Genomic DNA, 20,443 nt, shown 5'->3' with positions numbered 1-20,443 from the left:
AGCCCCGAAGTTGGGGATCAGGTGCCCGTGGAGCGTGGACTTCAGTGCTCGAATGTGGCTTCGCCGCCATTGAATGCAGCGTTGGTCGAACCAACGGTTGGCGAACTCTGCGAACAGGGGGCCAACATCTTTGCCGACCACTGCCGCGGCCTGGGCAACTGCGGTGACCGCTGGCTCTCCAAGCTTGTAAGACTCGGCTTTTGCCTTGGCTGCTGCCACTGCGGCCGCTACCTTAGGCAGGGCTTTACTGTTGGGGAAGTAGTCCGCGTAGACGAACGATCCAGCCTCGATTTCGGATTCGATGCGAGAGAGGACTTTTTCCAACTTCCTGCGGTTGGTTTGATTGTCCTCAAGCATGGTGTATTCCCGGCACCTGACCGTGAAATACATAAAGTCTAGGAACAGCATACCGTTCGGTTTATGAACACGTACGTTAGCCACGGAGTTGTCCTCCATTTGCCATAGGAATTCCTGCTAGCGGCTTCTTCGTGTGATTGCGTGCGTTCCGCATGTCCAGCTCAATCCGCTCCCACAAAAACAGGATCTTGCGACCACCGAACGGCCGGAAGTAATGTTCTCCCTCAAGCAGGACGCTATCCATCAAACGTTCTCGAATCGTCCGCACGTCGTACTTGATACGGGCTGACAACTCTTCGGTCGTCAGATATGTGGCACTTTTCACTATTCACTCCTTCTTGCAAATGAGACAATTAGGCCGTCAAAGATTCGCGCAAGTCGATTTTTTGTCGCCCTGGATGAATTATGGAGACAAGAAGTGCATTTGCAAGTTCTTTTTTACATTTAGAGTAAAAAATATTTAAATAGAATGATTAAATGTCACTTATCACGACTCATGGGTGAGCGAAAGCTCAAAGTTGTCGATGTCGCGCGAGAGACTGGTCTTCACCGAAACACTGTCACGCTTCTGTACCAGGAAACGGCTGAGCGTGTTGACCTGAGCGCAATCGAGATCTTGTGTCGCTACTTCGACGTCAGCATTGGTGAGTTTCTTGAGTTAGCAGAGCCGACCATTGTCTCTGCAAAGTAGCCAAGCATGACTAGAAGTCAATTTGCGTCCAACGCAGTTTCCAATTCCGCAACGGAGCAAAGACGTCAGCCGCGTATACACGGCCTTGATCAACCTTTCGGACATTGCTGCGTGCGGCGGCACTCCTAAGGGACTCTTGGTATCTTTGGAATTGCCAAACGAGACGACTGTGTCATTTGTTGAAGAATTCCAAAAAGGGCTAATTGCCGCACTTAGCAAATTTGACACACCTCTACTAGGTGGAAATGTAAAGAGCGCCCAACGATTTTCTGCGACAGGAACTGTCCTAGGCGAAGAGGGGCCTATGTCCGTTCGCCGCTCAATCACCGCTGATTATTGCGATGCCTTTCTCATCGGTCCCTGTGGTGCTTTTTGGGGGGCGGTTGTTGGGCATCTGCGAGGATGGGGGCCCCTGTCGGCACCATCTCAGAATGCTCTTCGCGAAGCGCTGCTGTCCCCACTTCCACAAGTTGCGGCTGGCAAACTTCTGGCTGCCCTCCCTTTTGCAGTGGCTTGCATGGACTGTTCTGACGGCCCTGCGAACGCACTGTACCAGTTGACAACGACGAATCGCCTAGATCTGATTGTTCCTGACAAGCCAAGTTGGAGCATGACCGCGGCCACATCGACGGTGCTGATGCACCACAACATCCCTTTCGAAAATGCTTGCTATCACTTCGGTGATTGGCAATTGGCCTGCTTAGTGCCACACGCTGCGCAATCGGAATTCCTGAGTGTGTTCAAAGGGATGTCTATAACTTGGATGGGTCATGCAAAGAAGGGGATTGGCGGACTAAGCACAAGTACCGGACGACAATTGAGAACGGAGAGTCTGAATGAGAACTTCAGACAGGGCGATAACTCAATCCGATCCGTCGAAGATTTGGTCGACCGATATCTTTTGCAGCCCGTTTTTTGCTAGATGCTAGTTTGTCTCTTCATTCATGCTACAGGCGATTATTTACAGTTCTAAAAGCGCGACGCGACCGAGCGACGCGGGGAATTTCGTAGTGACTGATGGGTTTCGATTTTTAGTTCGCACCTGGTTCATGGAGAAAGACACCCAACATTGCGAGGGGAAAACAAAATTGTTTATTGAACCCATTGCAAATAATAGCCTCAATGGGGTTCTATTGTCTGCCATGAGTGCATCCGGGCCATACAACTTGGCTAGAGCCTAATGGTCACAGTGAATATCTAAGCAAACCGTGCTGGCTATGAAACGTCTATAAATTGGCTACAGATTGGCTACAAACAAAAAGCCCGCTGTTAGCGGGCTTCAATGATCAAGTAAGTACTTGATTTTGTTGGTTGCGCGAGAAGGATTTGAACCTCCGACCTTTGGGTTATGAGCCCAACGAGCTACCAGACTGCTCCATCGCGCGGTAAGCTAGTAGTATACCTTATTCTGCAGCGATTGCGTCAGCTTCTGCAGCAGAAGTTTCAGGGCGATCCACCAATTCAACCAATGCCATGGGCGCATTGTCACCAACGCGGAAGCCCATCTTCAGAATACGTGTGTAACCACCTGGACGAGTCTTGAAACGGGGTCCCAGGTCATTGAACAACTTGGTCACGCTGTCACGGTCACGCAGGCGGTCAAACGCCAGACGGCGGTTGGCTACAGTTGCTTCCTTGGCCAGGGTGATCATGGGTTCAACCACGCGGCGCAATTCCTTGGCCTTGGGCACAGTGGTCTTGATGACTTCGTGCTCGATGAGCGAGTTCATCATGTTGCGCAGCATCGCGAGGCGGTGCGATGTGGTGCGATTGAGTTTGCGTAGTCCGTATCCGTGGCGCATGGTAATTTCCTTCAGTTATGTTGGGCAGCCGTATCAGGTACTGCCCTAGGCGCGTTACCCCGGGAGGGGCAGATTTAATTAAAAGTTGCTAGCAAAAGCGCTAGTTAACGCTCTTGGCGAAAACTTAGCGTTTTTCCAGTGCAGCGGGCGGCCAGCTTTCGAGCTTCATGCCCAAAGTCAAACCGCGGGAAGCCAACACTTCCTTGATTTCATTGAGCGACTTGCGACCCAGATTAGGGGTCTTGAGCAACTCATTTTCGGTACGCTGAATCAGGTCACCGATGTAGTAGATGTTCTCGGCCTTCAGGCAGTTGGCAGAACGAACTGTCAACTCCAACTCGTCCACTGGACGCAGCAGGATAGGATCGAACTGCGTATTGCCACGCGGGGCAGGCGCATCGAATGCAGCCAACTCGCTACCTTCGAGCTGTGCAAATACAGCCAACTGCTCGACCAGAATCTTGGCCGATGCGCGCACTGCGTCTTCAGCAGACACGGCGCCGTTGGTTTCGATCTCAACCACCAGCTTGTCCAGATCGGTACGTTGTTCGACGCGAGCGCTTTCCACGGTATAGCTGACACGCTTGACCGGAGAGAACGACGCATCCAGCACGATACGGCCGATGGACTTGTTGGGTTCGTCAGCATGACGGCGCATGGTTCCAGGCACGTAGCCACGACCCTTTTCAACCTTGATCTGCATGTCCAGTTTGCCGCCATGCGACAGATTGGCAATGACATGACCGGGGTTGATGATTTCCACGTCATGAGGAGTCTGGATATCGGCCGCAGTCACAACACCTTCGGAGTCCTTACGCAGGCTCAGTGTCACTTCTTCGCGGTTGTGCAGCTTGAACACCACACCCTTGAGGTTCAACAGGATGTTGACCACGTCTTCCTGGACGCCATCAATGGAGGAGTACTCGTGGAGCACGCCAGCGATGGTGACTTCGGTTGCTGCAAATCCGGGCATGGACGACAGCAACACGCGACGCAGCGCATTGCCCAAGGTGTGACCGTAACCACGCTCAAAGGGCTCCAGGGCCACCTTGGCACGGTTCGTACCGAGCTGTTCTACGCTAATGGATTTTGGTTTCAGCAAACTGTTTTGCATGCAGACTTCCTCTCAATACCCCCGACTCGTTACATCGGTAAGGCTGGTGAAGCACCCTGACTAAAGTGCCCTTCAGTCAGGGAACGAATTCAAATACTCAGACGAATTAACGTGAGTACAACTCAACGATCAGGGATTCGTTGATGTCAGCACCGAACTGGTCACGATCGGGCACGGCCTTGAAGGTACCTTCAGCCTTGTCAGCATTCACGTCCACCCAGGCAGGCATGCCAACTTGTGCAGCCAATTGCAGGGCTTCCACCACACGGTTTTGCTTCTTGGACTTTTCACGCAGAGCGATCACGTCACCAGCCTTGACCATGTAGGAAGGAATGTTCACGGAGTTGCCGTTCACGGTAATGGCCTTGTGGGACACCAGCTGACGCGCTTCGGCGCGAGTGGAGCCAAAGCCCATGCGGTACACCACATTGTCCAGACGCGATTCCAGCAGGAACAGCAGATTGGCACCGGTGTTGCCGCGACGGCGATCAGCTTCTTCAAAATAGCGGCGGAACTGACGCTCCAGCACGCCATACATGCGCTTGACCTTCTGCTTCTCACGCAGTTGCAGACCGTAGTCAGACGTACGGGCACCAGAAGTGCGACCGTGCTGACCAGGCTTGGAATCGAATTTGGCCTTGTCGCCGATGGAGCGTCGTGCGCTCTTCAGGAACAGGTCGGTGCCTTCACGGCGGGAGAGTTTGGCCTTGGGGCCTAGGTAACGTGCCACTTGAACTTCCTTTTATGTCATCTTCCGCACTACAAATGCGGGAGCCACCATCAAGAGATGGTGGCGGTGGGCTTGTGAAAAATTAGATGCGACGACGCTTCTGTGGACGGCAGCCGTTGTGCGGCACCGGTGTCACGTCAGCAATCATGTTGATGCGAATGCCCAATGCGGCCAAAGCACGCACGGAGGACTCACGTCCAGGACCAGGTCCCTTGATTTCAACGTCAAGGTTCTTGATGCCCTGCTCAAGTGCTGCACGGCCAGCCACTTCGGAAGCAACCTGAGCTGCAAACGGAGTGGACTTGCGAGAGCCCTTGAAGCCTTGGCCACCCGACGAAGCCCAGGACAACGCATTGCCTTGGCGATCGGTGATGGTGATGATGGTGTTGTTGAACGAAGCGTGCACGTGAGCGATACCGTCAGCAACGTTCTTGCGGACTTTCTTGCGAACGCGCTGTGCCGCGTTATTGGAGGGAGCTTTTGCCATAGTGGTTTCTCAATCCCGATTATTTCTTCAAAGACGCAGCAGCCTTACGCGGGCCTTTGCGGGTACGTGCGTTGGTACGCGTGCGCTGACCACGCATGGGCAGACCGCGACGATGGCGGAATCCACGGTAGCAACCAATGTCCATCAAACGCTTGATGTTCATTGTTGTTTCACGACGCAGGTCACCTTCGATGGTGAACTGAGCGATCTGATCGCGAATTTTTTCCAAATCCGCGTCGGTCAAGTCCTTGACCTTCTTGGAATATGCGATGCCACAAGCTTCGCAAATCTTGCGTGCGCGGGTGCGACCAATTCCGAAGATAGCCGTGAGGCCAATTTCAGAATGCTGTTGCGGCGGAATATTGATGCCAGCGATACGTGCCATTTTCGTCCTCTAAAACTCTTGCAATTAACCCTGACGCTGCTTGTGGCGTGGATCTGTACAGATCACGCGCACAACGCCCTTGCGTCGGATAATTTTGCAGTTACGGCAAATTTTCTTGACCGAAGCCGAAACTTTCATATTTCTCTCCTAAAAACCTTCGCCATGTTCCGACTTTGAATCGCGCGGAACCTGCGATATTACTTTGCTCTGAAGATGATGCGTGCACGGGTTAAATCGTACGGCGTCATCTCAACTGTTACCTTGTCACCGGGCAGTATCCGTATGTAATGCATTCGCATTTTTCCGGATATGTGCCCCAGCACCACATGGCCATTTTCCAATTTCACACGGAAGGTAGCGTTTGGTAGGTTTTCGACCACCTCGCCCTGCATCTGTATGACATCGTCCTTTGCCATCTACCACCCCACACTGCCCTAAGAAGACTTGAAATTCGCCTTCTTCAACAGTGATTCATATTGCTGGGACATCAAGTAGTTCTGCACTTGGGCCATGAAGTCCATGGTGACCACCACAATAATCAGTAGCGACGTTCCACCGAAGTAAAACGGCACGTTGTATTTCAATATCAAGAACTCGGGCAACAAGCACACGAAGGTGATGTAGACCGCACCTGCCAAAGTCAGGCGCAACAAGATCTTGTCAATGTACTTCGCAGTCTGGTCACCCGGGCGGATGCCTGGAATGAACGCGCCACTCTTCTTCAGGTTATCTGCAGTTTCACGGCTGTTGAAAACCAGCGCCGTATAGAAGAAGCAGAAAAACACAATCGCAGCGGCATACAGCATCACATACACGGGCTGGCCTGGGCTCAGTGTGCTGGAGATATCCTTCAGCCAGCGCATGGAGTCACCCGTACTGAACCAGTTTGCCACCGTTGCCGGCAACAAGATGATGCTGGAAGCAAAGATGGGAGGAATCACACCTGCCATATTCAGCTTCAGAGGCAGATGGGAAGACTGTCCACCGTAGACCTTGTTGCCAACCTGCCTGCGGGCATAGTTGACCAGTATCTTGCGTTGACCGCGTTCCACAAACACCACGAAATACGTTACCAGCGCAACCAATACCACGATCAGCAGCGACACGATGATGCTCATGGCACCTGTGCGCACCAGCTCGAGCAGACCACCAATGGCATTGGGCAAACCTGCCGCGATACCACCAAAGATCAGGATCGATATGCCATTGCCCAGACCACGCTCAGTGATCTGCTCACCCAGCCACATCAGGAACATCGTTCCTGCCGTCAAGGTAACCACCGTAGTCAGACGGAAACCAAATCCCGGGGCGATCACCAGACCTGCAGAAGACTCCAGCGCTACTGCAATACCCAGAGACTGGAACAACGCCAGACCCAGCGTGCCGTAACGCGTGAACTGCGTAATCTTGCGACGACCTGCTTCGCCTTCCTTTTTGAGCGCCTCAAACGAGGGCAGCACATAGGTCAGCAATTGCATGATGATGGATGCCGAGATGTACGGCATGATCCCCAATGCAAAGATCGTGAAGCGAGACAAAGCACCACCGGAGAACATATTGAACAAACTCAATATGCCACCCTGCTGCCCTTTGAAGAGCTGCTGCAACTGCGATGGATCGATACCAGGCACAGGAATGTGCGCTCCGGTACGGTACACCACCAGCGCAAGCAGCAAGAAGACAAGCCGGCGACGCAAGTCACCGAACTTACCTGTCTTTGCAATATCAGCTGCGCTAGTTGCCACGTGGATATCCTTCAGTCAGCAATTCAGGCAACGCTTCCGCCAGCTGCTTCAATAGCAGCCTTGGCACCAGCAGTAGCACCGATACCGGTCAGCTTGATAGCCTTGGTGATTGCGCCGGTGTTGATCACCTTTACAACCTTGGCAATCTCACCCACGGCACCAGCTTGCTTCAGGGTCAACAGATCCACTTCAGCAACACCCAGAGCTTCCAGGGCAGTCAAAGTGATTTCTGCATTGAACTTCAGCAAATGCGACTTGAAGCCGCGCTTGGGCAAGCGACGATGCATAGGCATCTGTCCGCCTTCGAAACCAACCTTGTGGTAGCCACCGGAGCGGGACTTTTGTCCCTTGTGACCACGACCAGCCGTTTTACCCAGACCAGAGCCAATACCGCGACCAACGCGACGCTTGGCGTGTTTTGCACCCTCTGCGGGTTTGATGTCATTGAGTTCCATCATCAACCTCTTAGAGAACCTTGACCAGGTAGCTGATCTTGTTAATCATGCCGCGCACTTCAGGAGAATCCTTCAGTTCGCTGACGCTGTTGAGCTTACGCAGACCCAGGCCGCGCACGGTGGCACGGTGGGACTCTTTGGTACCAATCGGGCTACGCACCAATTGGACTTTGACGGTTTGTTGTGTAGTCATGTTTGAAATCTCCGATTACGCGAAGAGTTCTTCGACAGTCTTGCCACGCTTGGCAGCCACTTCAGCCGGTGTCGTAGACACAGACAGGGCATCCAGAGTCGCACGGACCATGTTGTAGGGATTGGTAGAACCGTGGCTCTTGGCCACGATGTCGGTGATGCCAACCACTTCGAATACGGCACGCATAGGGCCGCCTGCAATGATGCCGGTACCCTTGGGAGCCGGAGCCATCATGACGCTGGCAGCACCGTGGTGACCCATCACTTTGTGATGGATGGTGCCGTTCTTCAGGGAAACCTTCAGCATGTTGCGACGGGCTTCTTCCATGGCCTTCTGCACAGCAGCAGGAACTTCCTTGGATTTACCCTTGCCCATACCGATGCGACCATCGCCATCACCCACCACGGTCAGCGCAGCGAAGCCGAGAATACGACCACCCTTCACAACCTTGGTGACGCGGTTGATCGCGATCATCTTCTCGCGCAGACCGTCCTCAGGACCCTCGGCCTTACCTTGCATTTTTGCTTGAACTTTAGCCATTTGTGTATTCCGATCTGCTTAGAACTGCAAGCCAGCCGCACGTGCGGCATCAGCCAACGCCTTGACACGGCCGTGGTACGCAAAACCTGCGCGGTCGAATGCAACCTTCTCGATACCAGCAGCCTTGGCTTTCTCAGCCACACGCTTGCCAATGATCTCTGCTGCTGCGACGTTTCCGCCCTTGCCAGTAGCACCCAATGCCTTGCGCACTTCGGCCTCTGCCGTGGAAGCAGAAGCGATCACCTTGCCACCGTCGCCAGAGATAACGCTGGCGTAGATGTGCAGGTTGGTACGGTTCACGGTCAAACGGGCAACACCTTGTGTGGCGATGCGGATACGCGTCTGACGGGCTCTGCGAAGACGCTGCTCTTTTTTGGTCAACATGATGCAGCTCCTTATTTCTTCTTAGTTTCTTTGATCGTGATCTTCTCGTCCGCATAACGGATGCCCTTGCCCTTGTAAGGCTCGGGAGGACGAACAGAACGGATCTCAGCAGCAATCTGGCCAACGCGCTGACGGTCAGCGCCCTTGATCAGGATTTCTGTAGGTGTGGGGGTGGCCACCGAAATGCCGGCAGGCATGTCAATGTTCACGGGGTGCGAATAACCCACAGCCAGGTTCAACTTGGCGCCTGTAGCCTGGGCCTTGTAACCCACGCCGATCAGGCTCAGCTTCTTTTCGAAGCCTTTGGTCACGCCGACCACCATGTTGTTCACCAGCTGACGCATGGTGCCAGCCATGGCATCTGCTTCGCGGGATTCGTTGGCAGGGGCAAAGCTCAGCTTGCCTGCGTTATTAGCCACATTCACCAGGGTGTTCAGTGTCAATTGCAGAGCGCCACCAGTGCCTTTGACACTGATCTGGCCTGCATTGATGGACACATCCACACCTGCGGGAATGGTGACGGGAAGTTTGCCTACACGGGACATCTTAAATACTCCTCAATGTGGCTTAGGCGACGTAGCACAGCACTTCGCCACCGACACCGGAAGCGCGCGCCTTGCGATCAGTCATCACACCCTTGGGTGTTGTCACGATAGCCACACCCAATCCGTTCTGGACTTGGGGGATAGCATCGCTGCCACGGTAAACGCGCAGGCCGGGACGGCTCACACGCTCAATGCGCTCGATCACAGGGCGACCGGCGTAATACTTCAGTGCGATTTGGAGTTCAGACTTTCCACCTTCGGTAGAAACCTTGAATCCGTCGATATAGCCTTCGTCTTGCAACACTTGGGCAATCGCAATCTTCACTTTGGAAGAGGGCACGGACACTGTCGTCTTTGCCACCATTTGCGCATTGCGGATGCGTGTCAACAGGTCGGCGATGGGATCACTCATACTCATATTGGATTCTCCTGTCGCTTACCAGCTGGCCTTGACGATGCCGGGGATCTCACCGGCAAAGGCCATTTCACGAATCTTTGCACGTGCCAGACCGAAGTGCTGGAACGTGCCACGAGGACGACCGGTGATGGAGCAACGGTTGCGCTGGCGTGTGGGGTTTGCGTTGCGGGGCAACTTTTGCAGACCCAAACGGGCTGCAGCACGCTCTTCGTCAGAACGCTTTGCGTCACCAGCAATTGCCTTCAGTTCCGCATATTTTTTAGCGTACTTGGCAGCCAACTTGTCGCGTTTGAGCTCGCGCTCGATTAAAGCCATTTTAGCCACAGGTCACCTCAGTTCTTGAACGGGAAACGGAAAGCTGCGAGCAGTGCTTTGCACTCTTCGTCAGTCTTGGCCGTCGTGGTGATGCTGATATTGAGGCCGCGCAAGGCATCCACCTTGTCATATTCAATCTCAGGGAAAATGATCTGTTCTTTGACGCCGATGTTGTAGTTACCGCGACCGTCGAAAGCACGACCAGAGATACCACGGAAGTCACGTACACGGGGCAGAGCCACGGTAACGAAACGATCCAGGAATTCATACATTTGCACGCCACGCAGGGTCACCATGCAACCAATGGCCTGGCCTTCGCGGATCTTGAAACCGGCGATAGCTTTCTTGGACTTGGTTACCACGGGCTTCTGGCCAGCGATCTTGGTCAGGTCGCCCACGGCGTTGTCCATGACCTTCTTGTCGGCGACCGCTTCGCTCACACCCATGTTCAGGGTGATCTTGGTCAGGCGAGGCACTTGCATGGGCGACTTGTAGCCAAACTTGGCTGTCAGCTCAGGCGCTACTTTTTCGCGATAGTGTTGTTGAAGACGTGCCATGCTTATGCCACCTTGATTTCTTCGCCGCTGGACTTGTAAACGCGAACGCGCTTTCCATCCGCCAGCACCTTGATACCAACACGGTCCGCCTTGCCGGTAGCCGCATTGAAGATGGCTACGTTGGATTGGTGGATAGGCATGGTCTTCTCAACGATGCCGCCGGTTGTGCCTTTCATCGGATTGGGCTTGGTGTGCTTCTTCACCAGGTTGATGCCCTCTACGATGACGTGAGAGTCATCCTTGCGCAGGCTGATCTTGCCGCGCTTGCCCTTATCGCGACCTGCGATAACGATGACTTCGTCGCCTTTGCGAATCTTGTTCATGGCGGGTCCTTACAAAACTTCAGGAGCCAGGGACACGATCTTCATGAACTTCTCGGTACGCAATTCACGCGTAACCGGTCCGAAGATGCGGGTGCCGATGGGCTCCAGCTTGGCGTTGAGCAACACTGCTGCGTTGCCGTCGAATTTCACCAAAGAACCGTCGCCACGGCGGATGCCCTTGGCCGTACGAACCACCACAGCGCTGTAGACCTCGCCTTTTTTGACGCGGCCGCGCGGAGCAGCTTCTTTGATGCTAACTTTGATGATGTCGCCAACACTTGCATAGCGACGCTTAGAACCACCCAGCACTTTGATGCACAGGACGGACTTAGCGCCGGTGTTGTCGGCAACTTCCAATCGAGATTCAGTTTGGATCATTTCAAATATTCCCAACTTGCACCTGAATCAACATCTGCCTCATGGCAAACCATCTCATCAAGTCAGTCTTGGGCCCGCTGTCCGCCGCTCAAACCACTCAAGCGACCTTCATTTGGGCAGAACCTTCATACTTTTTCAAGCGAAGCCCACAATTATGCCCACGCTTTTCTGGGCGGTCAACAACTTTTTTCAAGGGACTTGCAAATAGTGGCGCGCCAACTGGATGAAATCGTCCAGTTTGGGGTCCATTCCCGCTTCTTCCTGCAGTATTTGGGCCACGCGCGGCGCCAGTTCTGCCGCCAGCCTGGCGTCCAGGAAGAGCATGCGGCAACGGCGGGCCAGCACATCTTCCACCGTGACGGCGTATTCGTGGCGCGCAGCAAAACGCACCATGGCTTCTGTCAGCCCCGCGGCAAGAACGACGCCAGCCCCCGGCAAAGCCTCCACCAGGTTTTTTTCGCTTCCGTACGAGTGCCCGCCCTCTGCCTGGCTGACCGAGACCGGGGTGAATTCCGACCCGAATTGCGCCCCGACCAGGCGTAAATCCGTGGTCTGACCTTCCGGACGTGCGGGCAACAAGTGCTTTTCTGCACATTTTTTAAGCACATCCTCCGCCATGGCGCGGTAGGTAGTCCATTTGCCGCCGGTGACGGTCACCAGCCCGCTGCGGCTGACAATCACGGTGTGCTCCCGGCTGATGGCTTTGGTGCTTTCGCCGTCCTCATCCTGGGGTTTGACCAAGGGACGCAACCCGACCCAGATGCTCTTGATATCCTTTCGCGTAGGTGCACGCTTCAGGTAGCGGGCCGACTCCTTCAAAATGAACTCCACCTCTTCCGCAAATGGCTGCGGTTCGCGCGCCAGATCATGGCGCGGCGTATCGGTAGTGCCCAGAATGACCTTGCCCAACCACGGCACGGCAAACAACACCCGTCCATCCGAGGTTTTGGGCACCATCAGTGCCGAATTCGAATCCAGGAAGTCCCGGTCCACCACGATGTGCACGCCCTGGCTGGGTGCCACCATGGGCTTGACCGCACGACCACCGCCCGCGCTGTGCGCGGCGCTGTCCATCTCGCGCAGAGAGTCCACCCAGACGCCTGTGGCATTGACCACGCAGCGCGCCTGAACCTGGTACTCCGTGCCGCTGAAGGTGTCCTGTGCCACCAGTCCGGAGATCTTCCCCTCCTTATAGAGAAGCTCCTTGACGCCACAGTAGTTGACCAGCAGGGCCCCCTTGGACGCTGCCGTGCGCGCCAGCGCCAGCGCCAGCCGCGCATCGTTGAACTGGCCATCCCAGTACAGAACGCCGCCTTTAAGACCCGCCGTACGTACCGTGGGTAACGCTTCGGCGGTGGCATGCGCGCCCAGAAAGCGGGTCTTCCCTAGCCCGGCCTTGCCAGCCAGCACGTCGTACATGGTGAGTCCGGCACCGTAGAAAGGCGCTTCCCACCAGCGATAGGACGGCACCACAAAGGCCAGCGGCTGCGCCAGGTGCGGCGCGTTGTGCAGCAGCGTGGTGCGCTCGTGCAAGGCTTCGCGCACCAGGGAAATATTGCCCTGGGCCAGATACCGTACGCCGCCGTGCACCAGCTTGGTCGCCCGTGATGAGGTTCCCTTGGCAAAGTCGTGCGACTCCAGCAGTACCACCTTGAAACCACGCGCCGCTGCGTCCAGAGCCACGCCCATGCCGGTGGCACCGCCCCCCACAACCGCCAGGTCGTACACCACATCCTCTGCCAGACGTGCCATCAGCTCAGCGCGGTGGGTCAAAAGAGGTGGCTGGGGAGTTAGCATGCGTGTTCTTTGAAAGTGGCAGATCTGCCCCGATTATCACGAAAGGAATGCCATGTCTTACCTGCTGGCCCTGGACCAGGGCACATCCAGTTCGCGCAGCATTGTTTTCGATACACCCGGCACGATCCAGGCCATGGTGCAGATGGAATTGCCGCAGATCTACCCCCAACCCGGCTGGGTGGAGCACGATGCCAACACGATTTGGCAGATGCAACGGGCCACCGCCCGCCAGGCCCTGGAGAAAGCGGGCATCACCGCCGCGCAAGTTCACGCCATAGGCATTACCAACCAGCGCGAGACCACCGTGGTCTGGGATCGCAAGACCGGCACCCCGATTCACCACGCAATCGTCTGGCAAGACCGCAGGACAGAGCCGCTTTGCGCCGAGCTGCGTGCCCAAGGTTGGGCGGACCCCATCCGCAGCAAGACGGGCCTGCTGTTGGACGCCTACTTTTCGGGCACCAAGCTCAAGTGGCTGCTGGACAACATCCCCGGCGCGCGTGCCCGGGCCGTCAACGGGGAGTTGGCCTTCGGAACCGTGGACAGCTGGCTAATCTGGAACCTGACCGAAGGACGGATCCATGCCACCGACGTGAGCAATGCCTCACGCACCATGCTGTTCAATGTGCATGCCAACCAGTGGGACACCGAGTTGCTGGCCGCTCTGGATATTCCGGTGAGTCTCATGCCCACGGTCCAACCCAGCGCATCGCACTTTGGTGAGGCGAGCCCCTCCCAACTGGGTCGCGCCATCCCCATAGGCGGTGTTGCCGGAGACCAGCAGAGCGCACTGTTCGGTCAGGCCTGCTTTCATGCCGGGATGGCCAAGAACACCTACGGCACCGGCTGCTTCATGCTGATGCATACCGGCACGGCCTTTCAAACCTCGGGCAACGGGTTGATCGCCACCAGCGCTGCCCAAACCACAGCGACACCGGAATTCGCCCTGGAAGGCAGCGTATTCGTGGGTGGCGCCGTCGTGCAATGGTTGCGTGACGGCCTGCACGCCATAGACCACAGCGCACAGGTGCAAGCCTTGGCAGAGAGCGTGCCCGACTCCGGCGGCGTGATGGTGGTGCCCGCCTTTACCGGCCTGGGCGCTCCATACTGGAAGCCCGATGCGCGCGGCTCCATCACCGGGTTAAGCCGGGGCAGCACGCTGGCACATATTGCGCGTGCCGCGCTGGAGAGCATCGCATTCCAGAGTGCTGCCCTGCTGCAAGCCATGGCGCGGGACGCAGCCAATGCAGGCAGTGCACCCGTATCCGAACTGCGCGTGGACGGCGGTGCGTGCGTCAACAACCTGCTGATGCAATTCCAGGCGGACCTGCTGGGCATTGCCGTGGTGCGCCCCGTCGTCACGGAAACCACGGCACTGGGCGCGGCCTATTTGGCGGGCCTCACCACAGGTGTGTACCAGGGCACGGAAGAACTCAGTGCCCTGTGGCGCGCCGAGCGCCGGTTCGAGCCCACCATGTCCCGTGCGCAGGTGCAAGAACACATGCAACGCTGGGAGCACGCGGTGCACCAAACCATTTTGTAAAACCATTCCCTTTCCACAAGACGATCTGTATGACACAAACCATTGCATTCATAGGCGGCGGCAACATGGCCAGCGCCATCATCGGCGGCCTCATCAAACAAGGCATGACGGCCAGCAACATCCTGGTGGTGGAGCCCTATGAGGAAGCACGTACCAAGCTCAAGGAGCTGTTCGGCATAGAGGCATTGAGTGCACCCGGCTCCGAACTGGCACGAGCCGGCCTGATCGTGTGGGCGGTCAAGCCCCAGACCTTCAAGGACGCCGCCCTGCAAACCAAGGCCTACACTGCCAACGCCTTGCACCTGAGCGTGGCCGCAGGCATACGCAGCGACAGCATCGCCGCCTGGCTGGGCAATGAACGCATCATCCGCTGCATGCCCAATACCCCGGCGCTAATCGGCAAAGGCATCACTGCGCTGTATCCGCGCACCGGGGTCAACGCTGTTGATCGCCAATGGGCGGGAGAAGTGATAGCCACCACGGGCCAGTTCCTCTGGCTGGAGCGTGAGGAGCAGCTCGATGCAGTCACCGCCATCTCGGGCTCCGGCCCGGCCTATATGTTCTATTTCATGGAAGCCATGACCGCTGCCGGGGCGGAAATGGGCTTACCTGCAGAGCAGGCCTACCAATTGGCCGTGGCTACCTTCATCGGTGCGGGCGAACTGGCGCGGGCATCCACCGAGTCACCTGAGGTGCTGCGCCAGCGCGTCACTTCCAAAGGTGGCACCACCTATGCTGCCATCACCTCCATGGACGAAAGCGGCGTGAAGGCGCTGTTTGCCAAGGCGCTGCATGCAGCCCGCAACCGCGCCAAGGAAATGGGCGACGAATTCGGCAGCGCGGCCTAGGTTTGTCACACAGGATTCACTCGGAGGGGTGAAGCTGTACCTGCGGCATGTGCCGTGGTTCAGCCCAAAGTGAGTACCTATGAACGACCAGACCATTCTTGACGCGGAAGTTGCGGTGGACGAAGAGTTTGAAACCATCGGCGACTACCACCGCATAGCCGCCCACCACTTCACTGTGGCAGCCAAACACCACCTGGCGGCTGCCGATGCCGATGACGAAGGCGACGATGAAGCCAGTGCCCGCCACACCCTGTTGGCCTATCGCCACCAGCTCAATGGCGTGCAAGCCGCCGAAATCGCCACGATGGAAAGCGACACCCTCGAAGACGCGTTCGACGTCCCCGCTGAAGAACTCTAAGACTGGCGCGCCACCGCCTGCCAATAGTCGGGCATGGCGTAATGGTCCTTGAGGAATTCGATCCACAGCCGCACCCGCAGCGGCATGTGCTTGCGCTGCGGGAACACGGCGTAGATGCCATTGGGTGGTGCCGTAAATTCCTCCAATACAGCCACCAATTTGCCTGCTGCGACTTCTGCTTCCACTTCCCAGGTGCTGCGCCAGGCAATGCCATAGCCGGCCAGGCACCAGTCATGTAGCACCTGCCCGTCCGAGCAGTCCAAGGGGCCTGCAGGCTTGAGATAGTTCACCTCACCGCCCGGCATCTGGAAAGCCCAGCCACGCGTTTGCGAGGCGTCGCTGGAAAGCGTCAGGCAGTGGAAGCGTGGCAGGTCCGCAGGCGAGCGAGGCACGCCGTGGCGCGCCAGATATTCGGGCGTGGCCACGCACAGCCGCCGGTTATCCGCCATGCGCACGCTCACCAGTGAAGAGTCCGGCATGTCGCCCACGCGCACGGCACAGTCAAATCCCTCGCCTGCAATATCTATCACCCGGTCGCTCAGGTTGAGTGAGATGGTGACTTCCGGGTGGCGCTCGTAGAAACGGGGAATGAGCGGCGCCACATGGCGCCGGCCAAAACCCGCCGGCGCCGTGATGCGCAAATGGCCGCTGGCCTTGACACCACCGGCACTGACGCTGGCTTCGGCGTTGGCAAGGTCCGACAGCAGCCGCTGGCAGTCCTCCAGAAAGGCGCTGCCCTCGTGCGTGAGCGTGATGCGGCGCGTGGTACGCACCATGAGCTTCACACCCAGTCGCTCTTCCAGCGCGTCCATGCGCCGCCCGATGATGGCTGGCGCCACGCCTTCTACGTGGGCCGCGGCCGTCAGGCTTCCGCGCGCCACCACCGCCACAAAGGACTCCATCTGCTTGAGCTTGTCCTGCGACATGGTTATTCGGGCAACAGGATGCCGCCAGCGCGCATGGCGGCAATGTCCGATTCGGAATAGCCCAGTGCCAGCAGCAGTTCGCTGCCGTGCTCGTCCAACTTGGGCGGGTCCAGGCGCAACCCCAGACGCTCACCGTCCAGCTTGAGCGGCAACAGCGGCACCTGCGTCTGGCGCCCGTCGGGCAGGTTCATGGGCGTCAGGCCGCCGGTCTGCTGCAGATGCGGGTCTTCAAACAGATGCTGCGGGTCGGTGATGGGGGCAAACGGCAGGCCGTTTTGTTCAAACACGGCGGCCAGTTCCGCGGCAGTGTGGTCTGCCAGCCGCTCCCGCAGCAGGGGGATCAACCAGGCGCGCGCCAGAACGCGGTCGTTGTTGGTGGTCAGGCGCGTATCGGCATGTAGGTCGTCAAAACCAAAGGCCTTGCAGAACACGGCCCATTGGGTGTCGCCCACCACGGCCAGGAAGATCTGCTCCTGGTCGCGCACGCTGAACACGTCGTAAATGCCCCAGGGCGAAATCTTCTGTGGCATGGGGTCGGGCGCCTTGCCAGTGATGGCAAACTGCATCATGTGCTGGGCCACCAAGAACACATTGTTCTCAAACAGCGCGGACTCCACTTCCTGCCCCTTGCCGGTGTGCTGGCGCTGCATCAGCGCGGCCATGGCACCGATGGCGCCAAACATGCCGCCCATGATGTCGTTCACGCTGCTGCCCGCGCGCAAGGGGTCGCCGGGGCGCCCGGTCATGTAGGCCAGCCCGCCCATCATCTGCACCACTTCGTCCAGCGCGGTGCGGTGGTCGTAGGGGCCGGGCAGGAAGCCCTTGTGGCTGACGTAGATGAGGCGCGCGTCCAACTTGCTCAGGGTGGCATAGTCCAGGCCCAGTTTTTGCATCGTGCTGGCCTTGAAGTTTTCGCTGACGATGTCGGCGGTGGCAATCAGGCGCAGCACCACCTCCCGGCCCTTGGCACTCTGCAAATCAATGGCCAGGCTCTTCTTGTTGCGGTTGAATAGAGGGTAGAAGCCCGCGCCACTGCCCAGCAGCTTGCGGGTGCCGTCACCGCCCAGGGGCTCGACCTTGATGACCTCGGCCCCCAGGTCTGCCAGCACCATGCCACAGGTGGGGCCCATCACCATGTGGGTGAACTCGACCACGCGGATGCCGGCCAGTGGAAGGGGTTTGCTGGGAGTGGTCATGTGCTACTACCTTCTTTTTTGTCACGAATAGATTGATATTTTTCCATATAGTGAATGGATAAGTATCGAATACAGTAGGGCAATCGGTTCAATCTCTCGGTTTTATTTTTCAACAGGGCATTCCATGGCAACCTCCTCCAGCACCCCTCGCACCCAGGTCCATCGCCTGCAGGTGGCAACCAATCTGCTCCAGTTCATTGAATCCAAGGTACTGCCCGGAACGGGCGTTACGCCGGAGGCGTTCTGGAAAGGCTTTGACGCCATCGTGGCCGATCTGGCGCCCAAGAACATTGCGCTGCTGGCCGAGCGCGACCGCCTGCAATCCGAGCTGGACGCCTGGCACAAAGCCAACCCCGGCCCCATCACCAATATGCCTGCCTACCGCGCCTTCCTGGAGAAGATCGGCTACCTGGTGGAGCAGCCCAAGAAGGTCAAGATCACCACGTCCAATGTGGACAGCGAACTCTCCAAACAGGCCGGCCCACAGTTGGTGGTGCCCATCACCAACGCCCGCTACGCACTCAACGCCGCCAACGCGCGCTGGGGCAGCCTGTATGACGCGCTGTATGGCACCGATGTGATCAGCGAAGAAAAAGGCTGCGAGAAAGTCGGCCCCAAGGGCTACAACCCCAAGCGCGGCAAGAAGGTCATCGAATACGCACGCCATGTGCTGGACCGCACCGCACCGCTGAAGAAGGGCTCGCATGTGGGCTCCACCGGCTACCGCATCAAGGACGGCCACCTGGTGGTCTCTCTGGCCGAAGGCGGAACGTCCAAGCTCAAGGACTACGACCAACTGATCGGCTTCCAGGGCGATGCCAAGAACCCCTCTTCCATCCTGCTGGCGCACAACGGCCTGCATTTGGACTTGCGTCTAGACCGCTCCACCGTCATCGGCAAATCCGACGCCGCAGGTGTGAGCGATCTGGTGCTGGAAGCCGCACTCAGCACCATCCTGGACCTGGAAGACTCGGTGGCCGTGGTGGACGCCGACGACAAGGTGCAGGCTTACGGCAACTGGCTGGGCATTCTGCAAGGCACGCTGGTGGAGTCGTTTGAAAAAGGCGGCAAGGTACTCACCCGCGGCCTCAACGCCGACCGCATCTACACCGCGCCTAACGGTAAAAAGAAGGTCACCCTGCACGGCCGCTCGCTGATGTTCGTGCGCAATGTGGGCCACCTGATGACCAACCCGGCCATCCTCTACACCGCGGCCGATGGAAGCACCCGCGAAATCCCCGAGGGCATTCTGGACGCGATGGTGACCACCACCATCGCCCTGCACGACCTGCAGCGCACCAAGAAGGACGCCATCCGCAATTCACGCAAGGGCTCGGTCTACATCGTCAAACCCAAGATGCACGGCCCCGCCGAAGTCGCATTTGCCGATGAGCTGTTTGGCCGCGTGGAGAAAGTGCTGGGTCTGCCCAAGAGCACGGTCAAGCTGGGCATCATGGACGAAGAGCGCCGCACCAGCGTGAACCTGAAGGCCTGCATTGCCGCCGCGCAAAGCCGCGTGGCCTTCATCAACACCGGCTTCCTGGACCGCACTGGCGACGAAATGCACACCGCCATGCAGGCCGGCCCCATGATCCGCAAGGGCGACATGAAGGCCAGCGCCTGGATCAGCTCCTACGAGCGCAACAACGTGCTGGTGGGTCTGTCCTGCGGACTGCGCGGACGGGCACAGATCGGCAAGGGCATGTGGGCCATGCCGGACCTGATGAAGGCCATGCTGGAGCAGAAGATTGCCCACCCCAAGGCCGGTGCCAACACCGCCTGGGTGCCCAGCCCCACCGGCGCCACGCTGCATGCGCTGCACTACCACCAGGTGCTGGTCAGCGACGTGCAAAAGGGCCTGGAAAAGATCAACGCCAACAAGGAACGCGATGCGCTGCTCAACGGCCTCCTGACCATCCCTGTGGCAGCCGCCCCCAACTGGACCGACGCCGAGAAGCAGCAGGAGCTGGACAACAACGCCCAGGGCATTCTGGGCTACGTGGTGCGCTGGGTGGACCAGGGCGTGGGCTGCTCCAAGGTGCCCGACATCCACAACATCGGCCTCATGGAAGACCGCGCCACCCTGCGCATCAGCAGCCAGCACATGGCAAACTGGCTGCACCACGGCGTGGTCAGCAAAGCCCAGATAACCGAGACCTTCGAGCGCATGGCCGCCGTGGTGGACCAGCAAAACGCCGGTGACCCGCTGTACCAGAACATGGCTGGCAACTTTGGCACCAGCATGGCCTACAAGGCCGCCACCGACCTGGTCTTCAAGGGCCTGGAGCAACCCAGCGGCTACACCGAACCGCTGCTGCACGCCTGGCGGTTGAAGGTGAAGGCGGCTGCGTAAGCC

The 20,443-nt window shown here is 57.7% G+C and carries 29 protein-coding genes and 1 tRNA gene; 6 read left to right on the top strand and 24 right to left on the bottom strand.

Going from position 1 to position 20,443, the window contains the following annotated elements:
• Both AC1RMF_RS24005 and AC1RMF_RS24000 read right to left on the bottom strand, forming a co-directional pair.
• The coding region (locus AC1RMF_RS24005; protein ID WP_493144846.1) for an Arm DNA-binding domain-containing protein at nucleotides 1-441 on the bottom strand (441 nt) is incomplete at its 3' end.
• Nucleotides 434-682, bottom strand: a complete 249-nt coding sequence (locus AC1RMF_RS24000; protein WP_493144844.1) for a hypothetical protein — start codon at nucleotides 680-682, stop codon at nucleotides 434-436. The genes AC1RMF_RS24000 and AC1RMF_RS24005, both read right to left, overlap by 8 nt.
• Before the next feature lie 144 nt (nucleotides 683-826).
• Between AC1RMF_RS24000 and AC1RMF_RS23995 the strand changes: the two genes are divergently transcribed.
• Complete coding sequence (locus tag AC1RMF_RS23995) at nucleotides 827-1,048, top strand: helix-turn-helix domain-containing protein (RefSeq protein WP_493144842.1); 222 nt, start codon at nucleotides 827-829, stop codon at nucleotides 1,046-1,048.
• An 85-nt stretch (nucleotides 1,049-1,133) separates the two neighbouring features.
• A complete protein-coding gene (locus tag AC1RMF_RS23990) occupies nucleotides 1,134-1,970 on the top strand; it encodes a thiamine-phosphate kinase (protein ID WP_493144841.1) in 837 nt (278 codons plus the stop codon).
• Nucleotides 1,971-2,356: 386 nt separating this feature from the next.
• Here the strand turns inward: AC1RMF_RS23990 and AC1RMF_RS23985 are convergent.
• The 20 genes from AC1RMF_RS23985 to AC1RMF_RS23890 all read right to left on the bottom strand — a co-directional run bounded on the left by AC1RMF_RS23985 (nucleotide 2,357) and on the right by AC1RMF_RS23890 (nucleotide 13,216).
• Nucleotides 2,357-2,433 (bottom strand) — tRNA-Met (locus tag AC1RMF_RS23985).
• An 18-nt stretch (nucleotides 2,434-2,451) separates the two neighbouring features.
• Entirely contained in the window at nucleotides 2,452-2,850 is a 399-nt protein-coding gene (rplQ, locus tag AC1RMF_RS23980; protein ID WP_342620444.1) for a 50S ribosomal protein L17, read from the bottom strand.
• Between the two features lie 124 nt (nucleotides 2,851-2,974).
• Entirely contained in the window at nucleotides 2,975-3,964 is a 990-nt protein-coding gene (locus tag AC1RMF_RS23975) for a DNA-directed RNA polymerase subunit alpha (protein ID WP_342620443.1), read from the bottom strand.
• 106 nt (nucleotides 3,965-4,070) lie between these two features.
• Nucleotides 4,071-4,694 (bottom strand): 30S ribosomal protein S4, encoded by a 624-nt coding sequence (rpsD, locus tag AC1RMF_RS23970; RefSeq protein WP_342620442.1) that lies wholly within the window; start codon nucleotides 4,692-4,694, stop codon nucleotides 4,071-4,073.
• A gap of 82 nt (nucleotides 4,695-4,776) precedes the next feature.
• Nucleotides 4,777-5,181 carry a 30S ribosomal protein S11 gene (rpsK, locus tag AC1RMF_RS23965; RefSeq protein ID WP_342620441.1) on the bottom strand — a complete coding sequence of 135 codons (405 nt, stop codon included), beginning with the start codon at nucleotides 5,179-5,181 and terminating at the stop codon, nucleotides 4,777-4,779.
• Between the two features lie 19 nt (nucleotides 5,182-5,200).
• On the bottom strand, nucleotides 5,201-5,566 hold the full coding sequence (gene rpsM / locus AC1RMF_RS23960; protein WP_342620440.1) for a 30S ribosomal protein S13: 366 nt from the start codon (nucleotides 5,564-5,566) through the stop codon (nucleotides 5,201-5,203).
• 24 nt (nucleotides 5,567-5,590) lie between these two features.
• The gene (gene rpmJ, locus AC1RMF_RS23955; protein WP_012348927.1) at nucleotides 5,591-5,704 is read right to left on the bottom strand and encodes a 50S ribosomal protein L36; all 114 of its coding nucleotides are present in this window, start codon (nucleotides 5,702-5,704) and stop codon (nucleotides 5,591-5,593) included.
• A 59-nt stretch (nucleotides 5,705-5,763) separates the two neighbouring features.
• Nucleotides 5,764-5,982, bottom strand: coding sequence for a translation initiation factor IF-1 (infA, locus tag AC1RMF_RS23950; protein WP_342620439.1), 219 nt, complete (start codon nucleotides 5,980-5,982; stop codon nucleotides 5,764-5,766).
• Between the two features lie 18 nt (nucleotides 5,983-6,000).
• On the bottom strand, nucleotides 6,001-7,311 hold the full coding sequence (gene secY, locus AC1RMF_RS23945) for a preprotein translocase subunit SecY (RefSeq protein WP_342620438.1): 1,311 nt from the start codon (nucleotides 7,309-7,311) through the stop codon (nucleotides 6,001-6,003).
• Between the two features lie 23 nt (nucleotides 7,312-7,334).
• Nucleotides 7,335-7,766 (bottom strand): 50S ribosomal protein L15, encoded by a 432-nt coding sequence (gene rplO / locus AC1RMF_RS23940; RefSeq protein WP_342620437.1) that lies wholly within the window; start codon nucleotides 7,764-7,766, stop codon nucleotides 7,335-7,337.
• 10 nt (nucleotides 7,767-7,776) lie between these two features.
• The gene (gene rpmD / locus AC1RMF_RS23935) at nucleotides 7,777-7,959 is read right to left on the bottom strand and encodes a 50S ribosomal protein L30 (RefSeq protein WP_342620436.1); all 183 of its coding nucleotides are present in this window, start codon (nucleotides 7,957-7,959) and stop codon (nucleotides 7,777-7,779) included.
• A 15-nt stretch (nucleotides 7,960-7,974) separates the two neighbouring features.
• Complete coding sequence (gene rpsE, locus AC1RMF_RS23930) at nucleotides 7,975-8,499, bottom strand: 30S ribosomal protein S5 (protein WP_342620435.1); 525 nt, start codon at nucleotides 8,497-8,499, stop codon at nucleotides 7,975-7,977.
• Between the two features lie 18 nt (nucleotides 8,500-8,517).
• Nucleotides 8,518-8,883, bottom strand: a complete 366-nt coding sequence (rplR, locus tag AC1RMF_RS23925; protein ID WP_342620434.1) for a 50S ribosomal protein L18 — start codon at nucleotides 8,881-8,883, stop codon at nucleotides 8,518-8,520.
• 11 nt (nucleotides 8,884-8,894) lie between these two features.
• Nucleotides 8,895-9,428 (bottom strand): 50S ribosomal protein L6, encoded by a 534-nt coding sequence (gene rplF / locus AC1RMF_RS23920; RefSeq protein ID WP_342620433.1) that lies wholly within the window; start codon nucleotides 9,426-9,428, stop codon nucleotides 8,895-8,897.
• Nucleotides 9,429-9,450: 22 nt separating this feature from the next.
• Entirely contained in the window at nucleotides 9,451-9,846 is a 396-nt protein-coding gene (gene rpsH / locus AC1RMF_RS23915) for a 30S ribosomal protein S8 (RefSeq protein ID WP_342620432.1), read from the bottom strand.
• An 18-nt stretch (nucleotides 9,847-9,864) separates the two neighbouring features.
• Nucleotides 9,865-10,170 (bottom strand): 30S ribosomal protein S14, encoded by a 306-nt coding sequence (gene rpsN, locus AC1RMF_RS23910; RefSeq protein WP_313874944.1) that lies wholly within the window; start codon nucleotides 10,168-10,170, stop codon nucleotides 9,865-9,867.
• Between the two features lie 8 nt (nucleotides 10,171-10,178).
• Nucleotides 10,179-10,718: a 50S ribosomal protein L5 gene (gene rplE / locus AC1RMF_RS23905; protein WP_342620431.1), complete on the bottom strand. Its 540-nt coding sequence runs from the start codon at nucleotides 10,716-10,718 to the stop codon at nucleotides 10,179-10,181.
• Nucleotides 10,719-10,720: 2 nt separating this feature from the next.
• Complete coding sequence (rplX, locus tag AC1RMF_RS23900) at nucleotides 10,721-11,041, bottom strand: 50S ribosomal protein L24 (RefSeq protein ID WP_342620430.1); 321 nt, start codon at nucleotides 11,039-11,041, stop codon at nucleotides 10,721-10,723.
• A gap of 9 nt (nucleotides 11,042-11,050) precedes the next feature.
• The gene (gene rplN, locus AC1RMF_RS23895) at nucleotides 11,051-11,419 is read right to left on the bottom strand and encodes a 50S ribosomal protein L14 (protein WP_007861702.1); all 369 of its coding nucleotides are present in this window, start codon (nucleotides 11,417-11,419) and stop codon (nucleotides 11,051-11,053) included.
• Nucleotides 11,420-11,608: 189 nt separating this feature from the next.
• Nucleotides 11,609-13,216, bottom strand: coding sequence for a glycerol-3-phosphate dehydrogenase/oxidase (locus AC1RMF_RS23890; protein ID WP_493144835.1), 1,608 nt, complete (start codon nucleotides 13,214-13,216; stop codon nucleotides 11,609-11,611).
• A gap of 52 nt (nucleotides 13,217-13,268) precedes the next feature.
• On the opposite strand from AC1RMF_RS23890, the gene glpK reads away from it, so the two are divergent.
• The 3 genes from glpK to AC1RMF_RS23875 all read left to right on the top strand — a co-directional run bounded on the left by glpK (nucleotide 13,269) and on the right by AC1RMF_RS23875 (nucleotide 15,965).
• Nucleotides 13,269-14,759 carry a glycerol kinase GlpK gene (gene glpK, locus AC1RMF_RS23885; RefSeq protein ID WP_493144834.1) on the top strand — a complete coding sequence of 497 codons (1,491 nt, stop codon included), beginning with the start codon at nucleotides 13,269-13,271 and terminating at the stop codon, nucleotides 14,757-14,759.
• Nucleotides 14,760-14,788: 29 nt separating this feature from the next.
• Nucleotides 14,789-15,607: a pyrroline-5-carboxylate reductase gene (proC, locus tag AC1RMF_RS23880; RefSeq protein WP_493144832.1), complete on the top strand. Its 819-nt coding sequence runs from the start codon at nucleotides 14,789-14,791 to the stop codon at nucleotides 15,605-15,607.
• Between the two features lie 79 nt (nucleotides 15,608-15,686).
• A complete protein-coding gene (locus tag AC1RMF_RS23875; protein ID WP_342620426.1) occupies nucleotides 15,687-15,965 on the top strand; it encodes a hypothetical protein in 279 nt (92 codons plus the stop codon).
• Here AC1RMF_RS23875 and AC1RMF_RS23870 read toward each other — a convergent pair.
• Nucleotides 15,962-16,891: a LysR family transcriptional regulator gene (locus AC1RMF_RS23870; protein ID WP_493144829.1), complete on the bottom strand. Its 930-nt coding sequence runs from the start codon at nucleotides 16,889-16,891 to the stop codon at nucleotides 15,962-15,964. The two genes, AC1RMF_RS23875 and AC1RMF_RS23870, sit on opposite strands and share 4 nt — an antisense overlap.
• A 2-nt stretch (nucleotides 16,892-16,893) precedes the next feature.
• Complete coding sequence (locus AC1RMF_RS23865) at nucleotides 16,894-18,087, bottom strand: CaiB/BaiF CoA transferase family protein (protein ID WP_493144827.1); 1,194 nt, start codon at nucleotides 18,085-18,087, stop codon at nucleotides 16,894-16,896.
• A gap of 124 nt (nucleotides 18,088-18,211) precedes the next feature.
• Here AC1RMF_RS23865 and AC1RMF_RS23860 point away from each other — a divergent pair, with 124 nt between their 5' ends.
• Nucleotides 18,212-20,440, top strand: coding sequence for a malate synthase G (locus AC1RMF_RS23860; RefSeq protein WP_493144826.1), 2,229 nt, complete (start codon nucleotides 18,212-18,214; stop codon nucleotides 20,438-20,440).
• Nucleotides 20,441-20,443 lie beyond the last annotated feature (3 nt).

This window comes from Rhodoferax sp. GW822-FHT04A08 (assembly GCF_058801025.1).
Note: the sequence above shows the minus strand (reverse complement) of the source record. Positions and strands in the feature narration are given on the sequence as shown.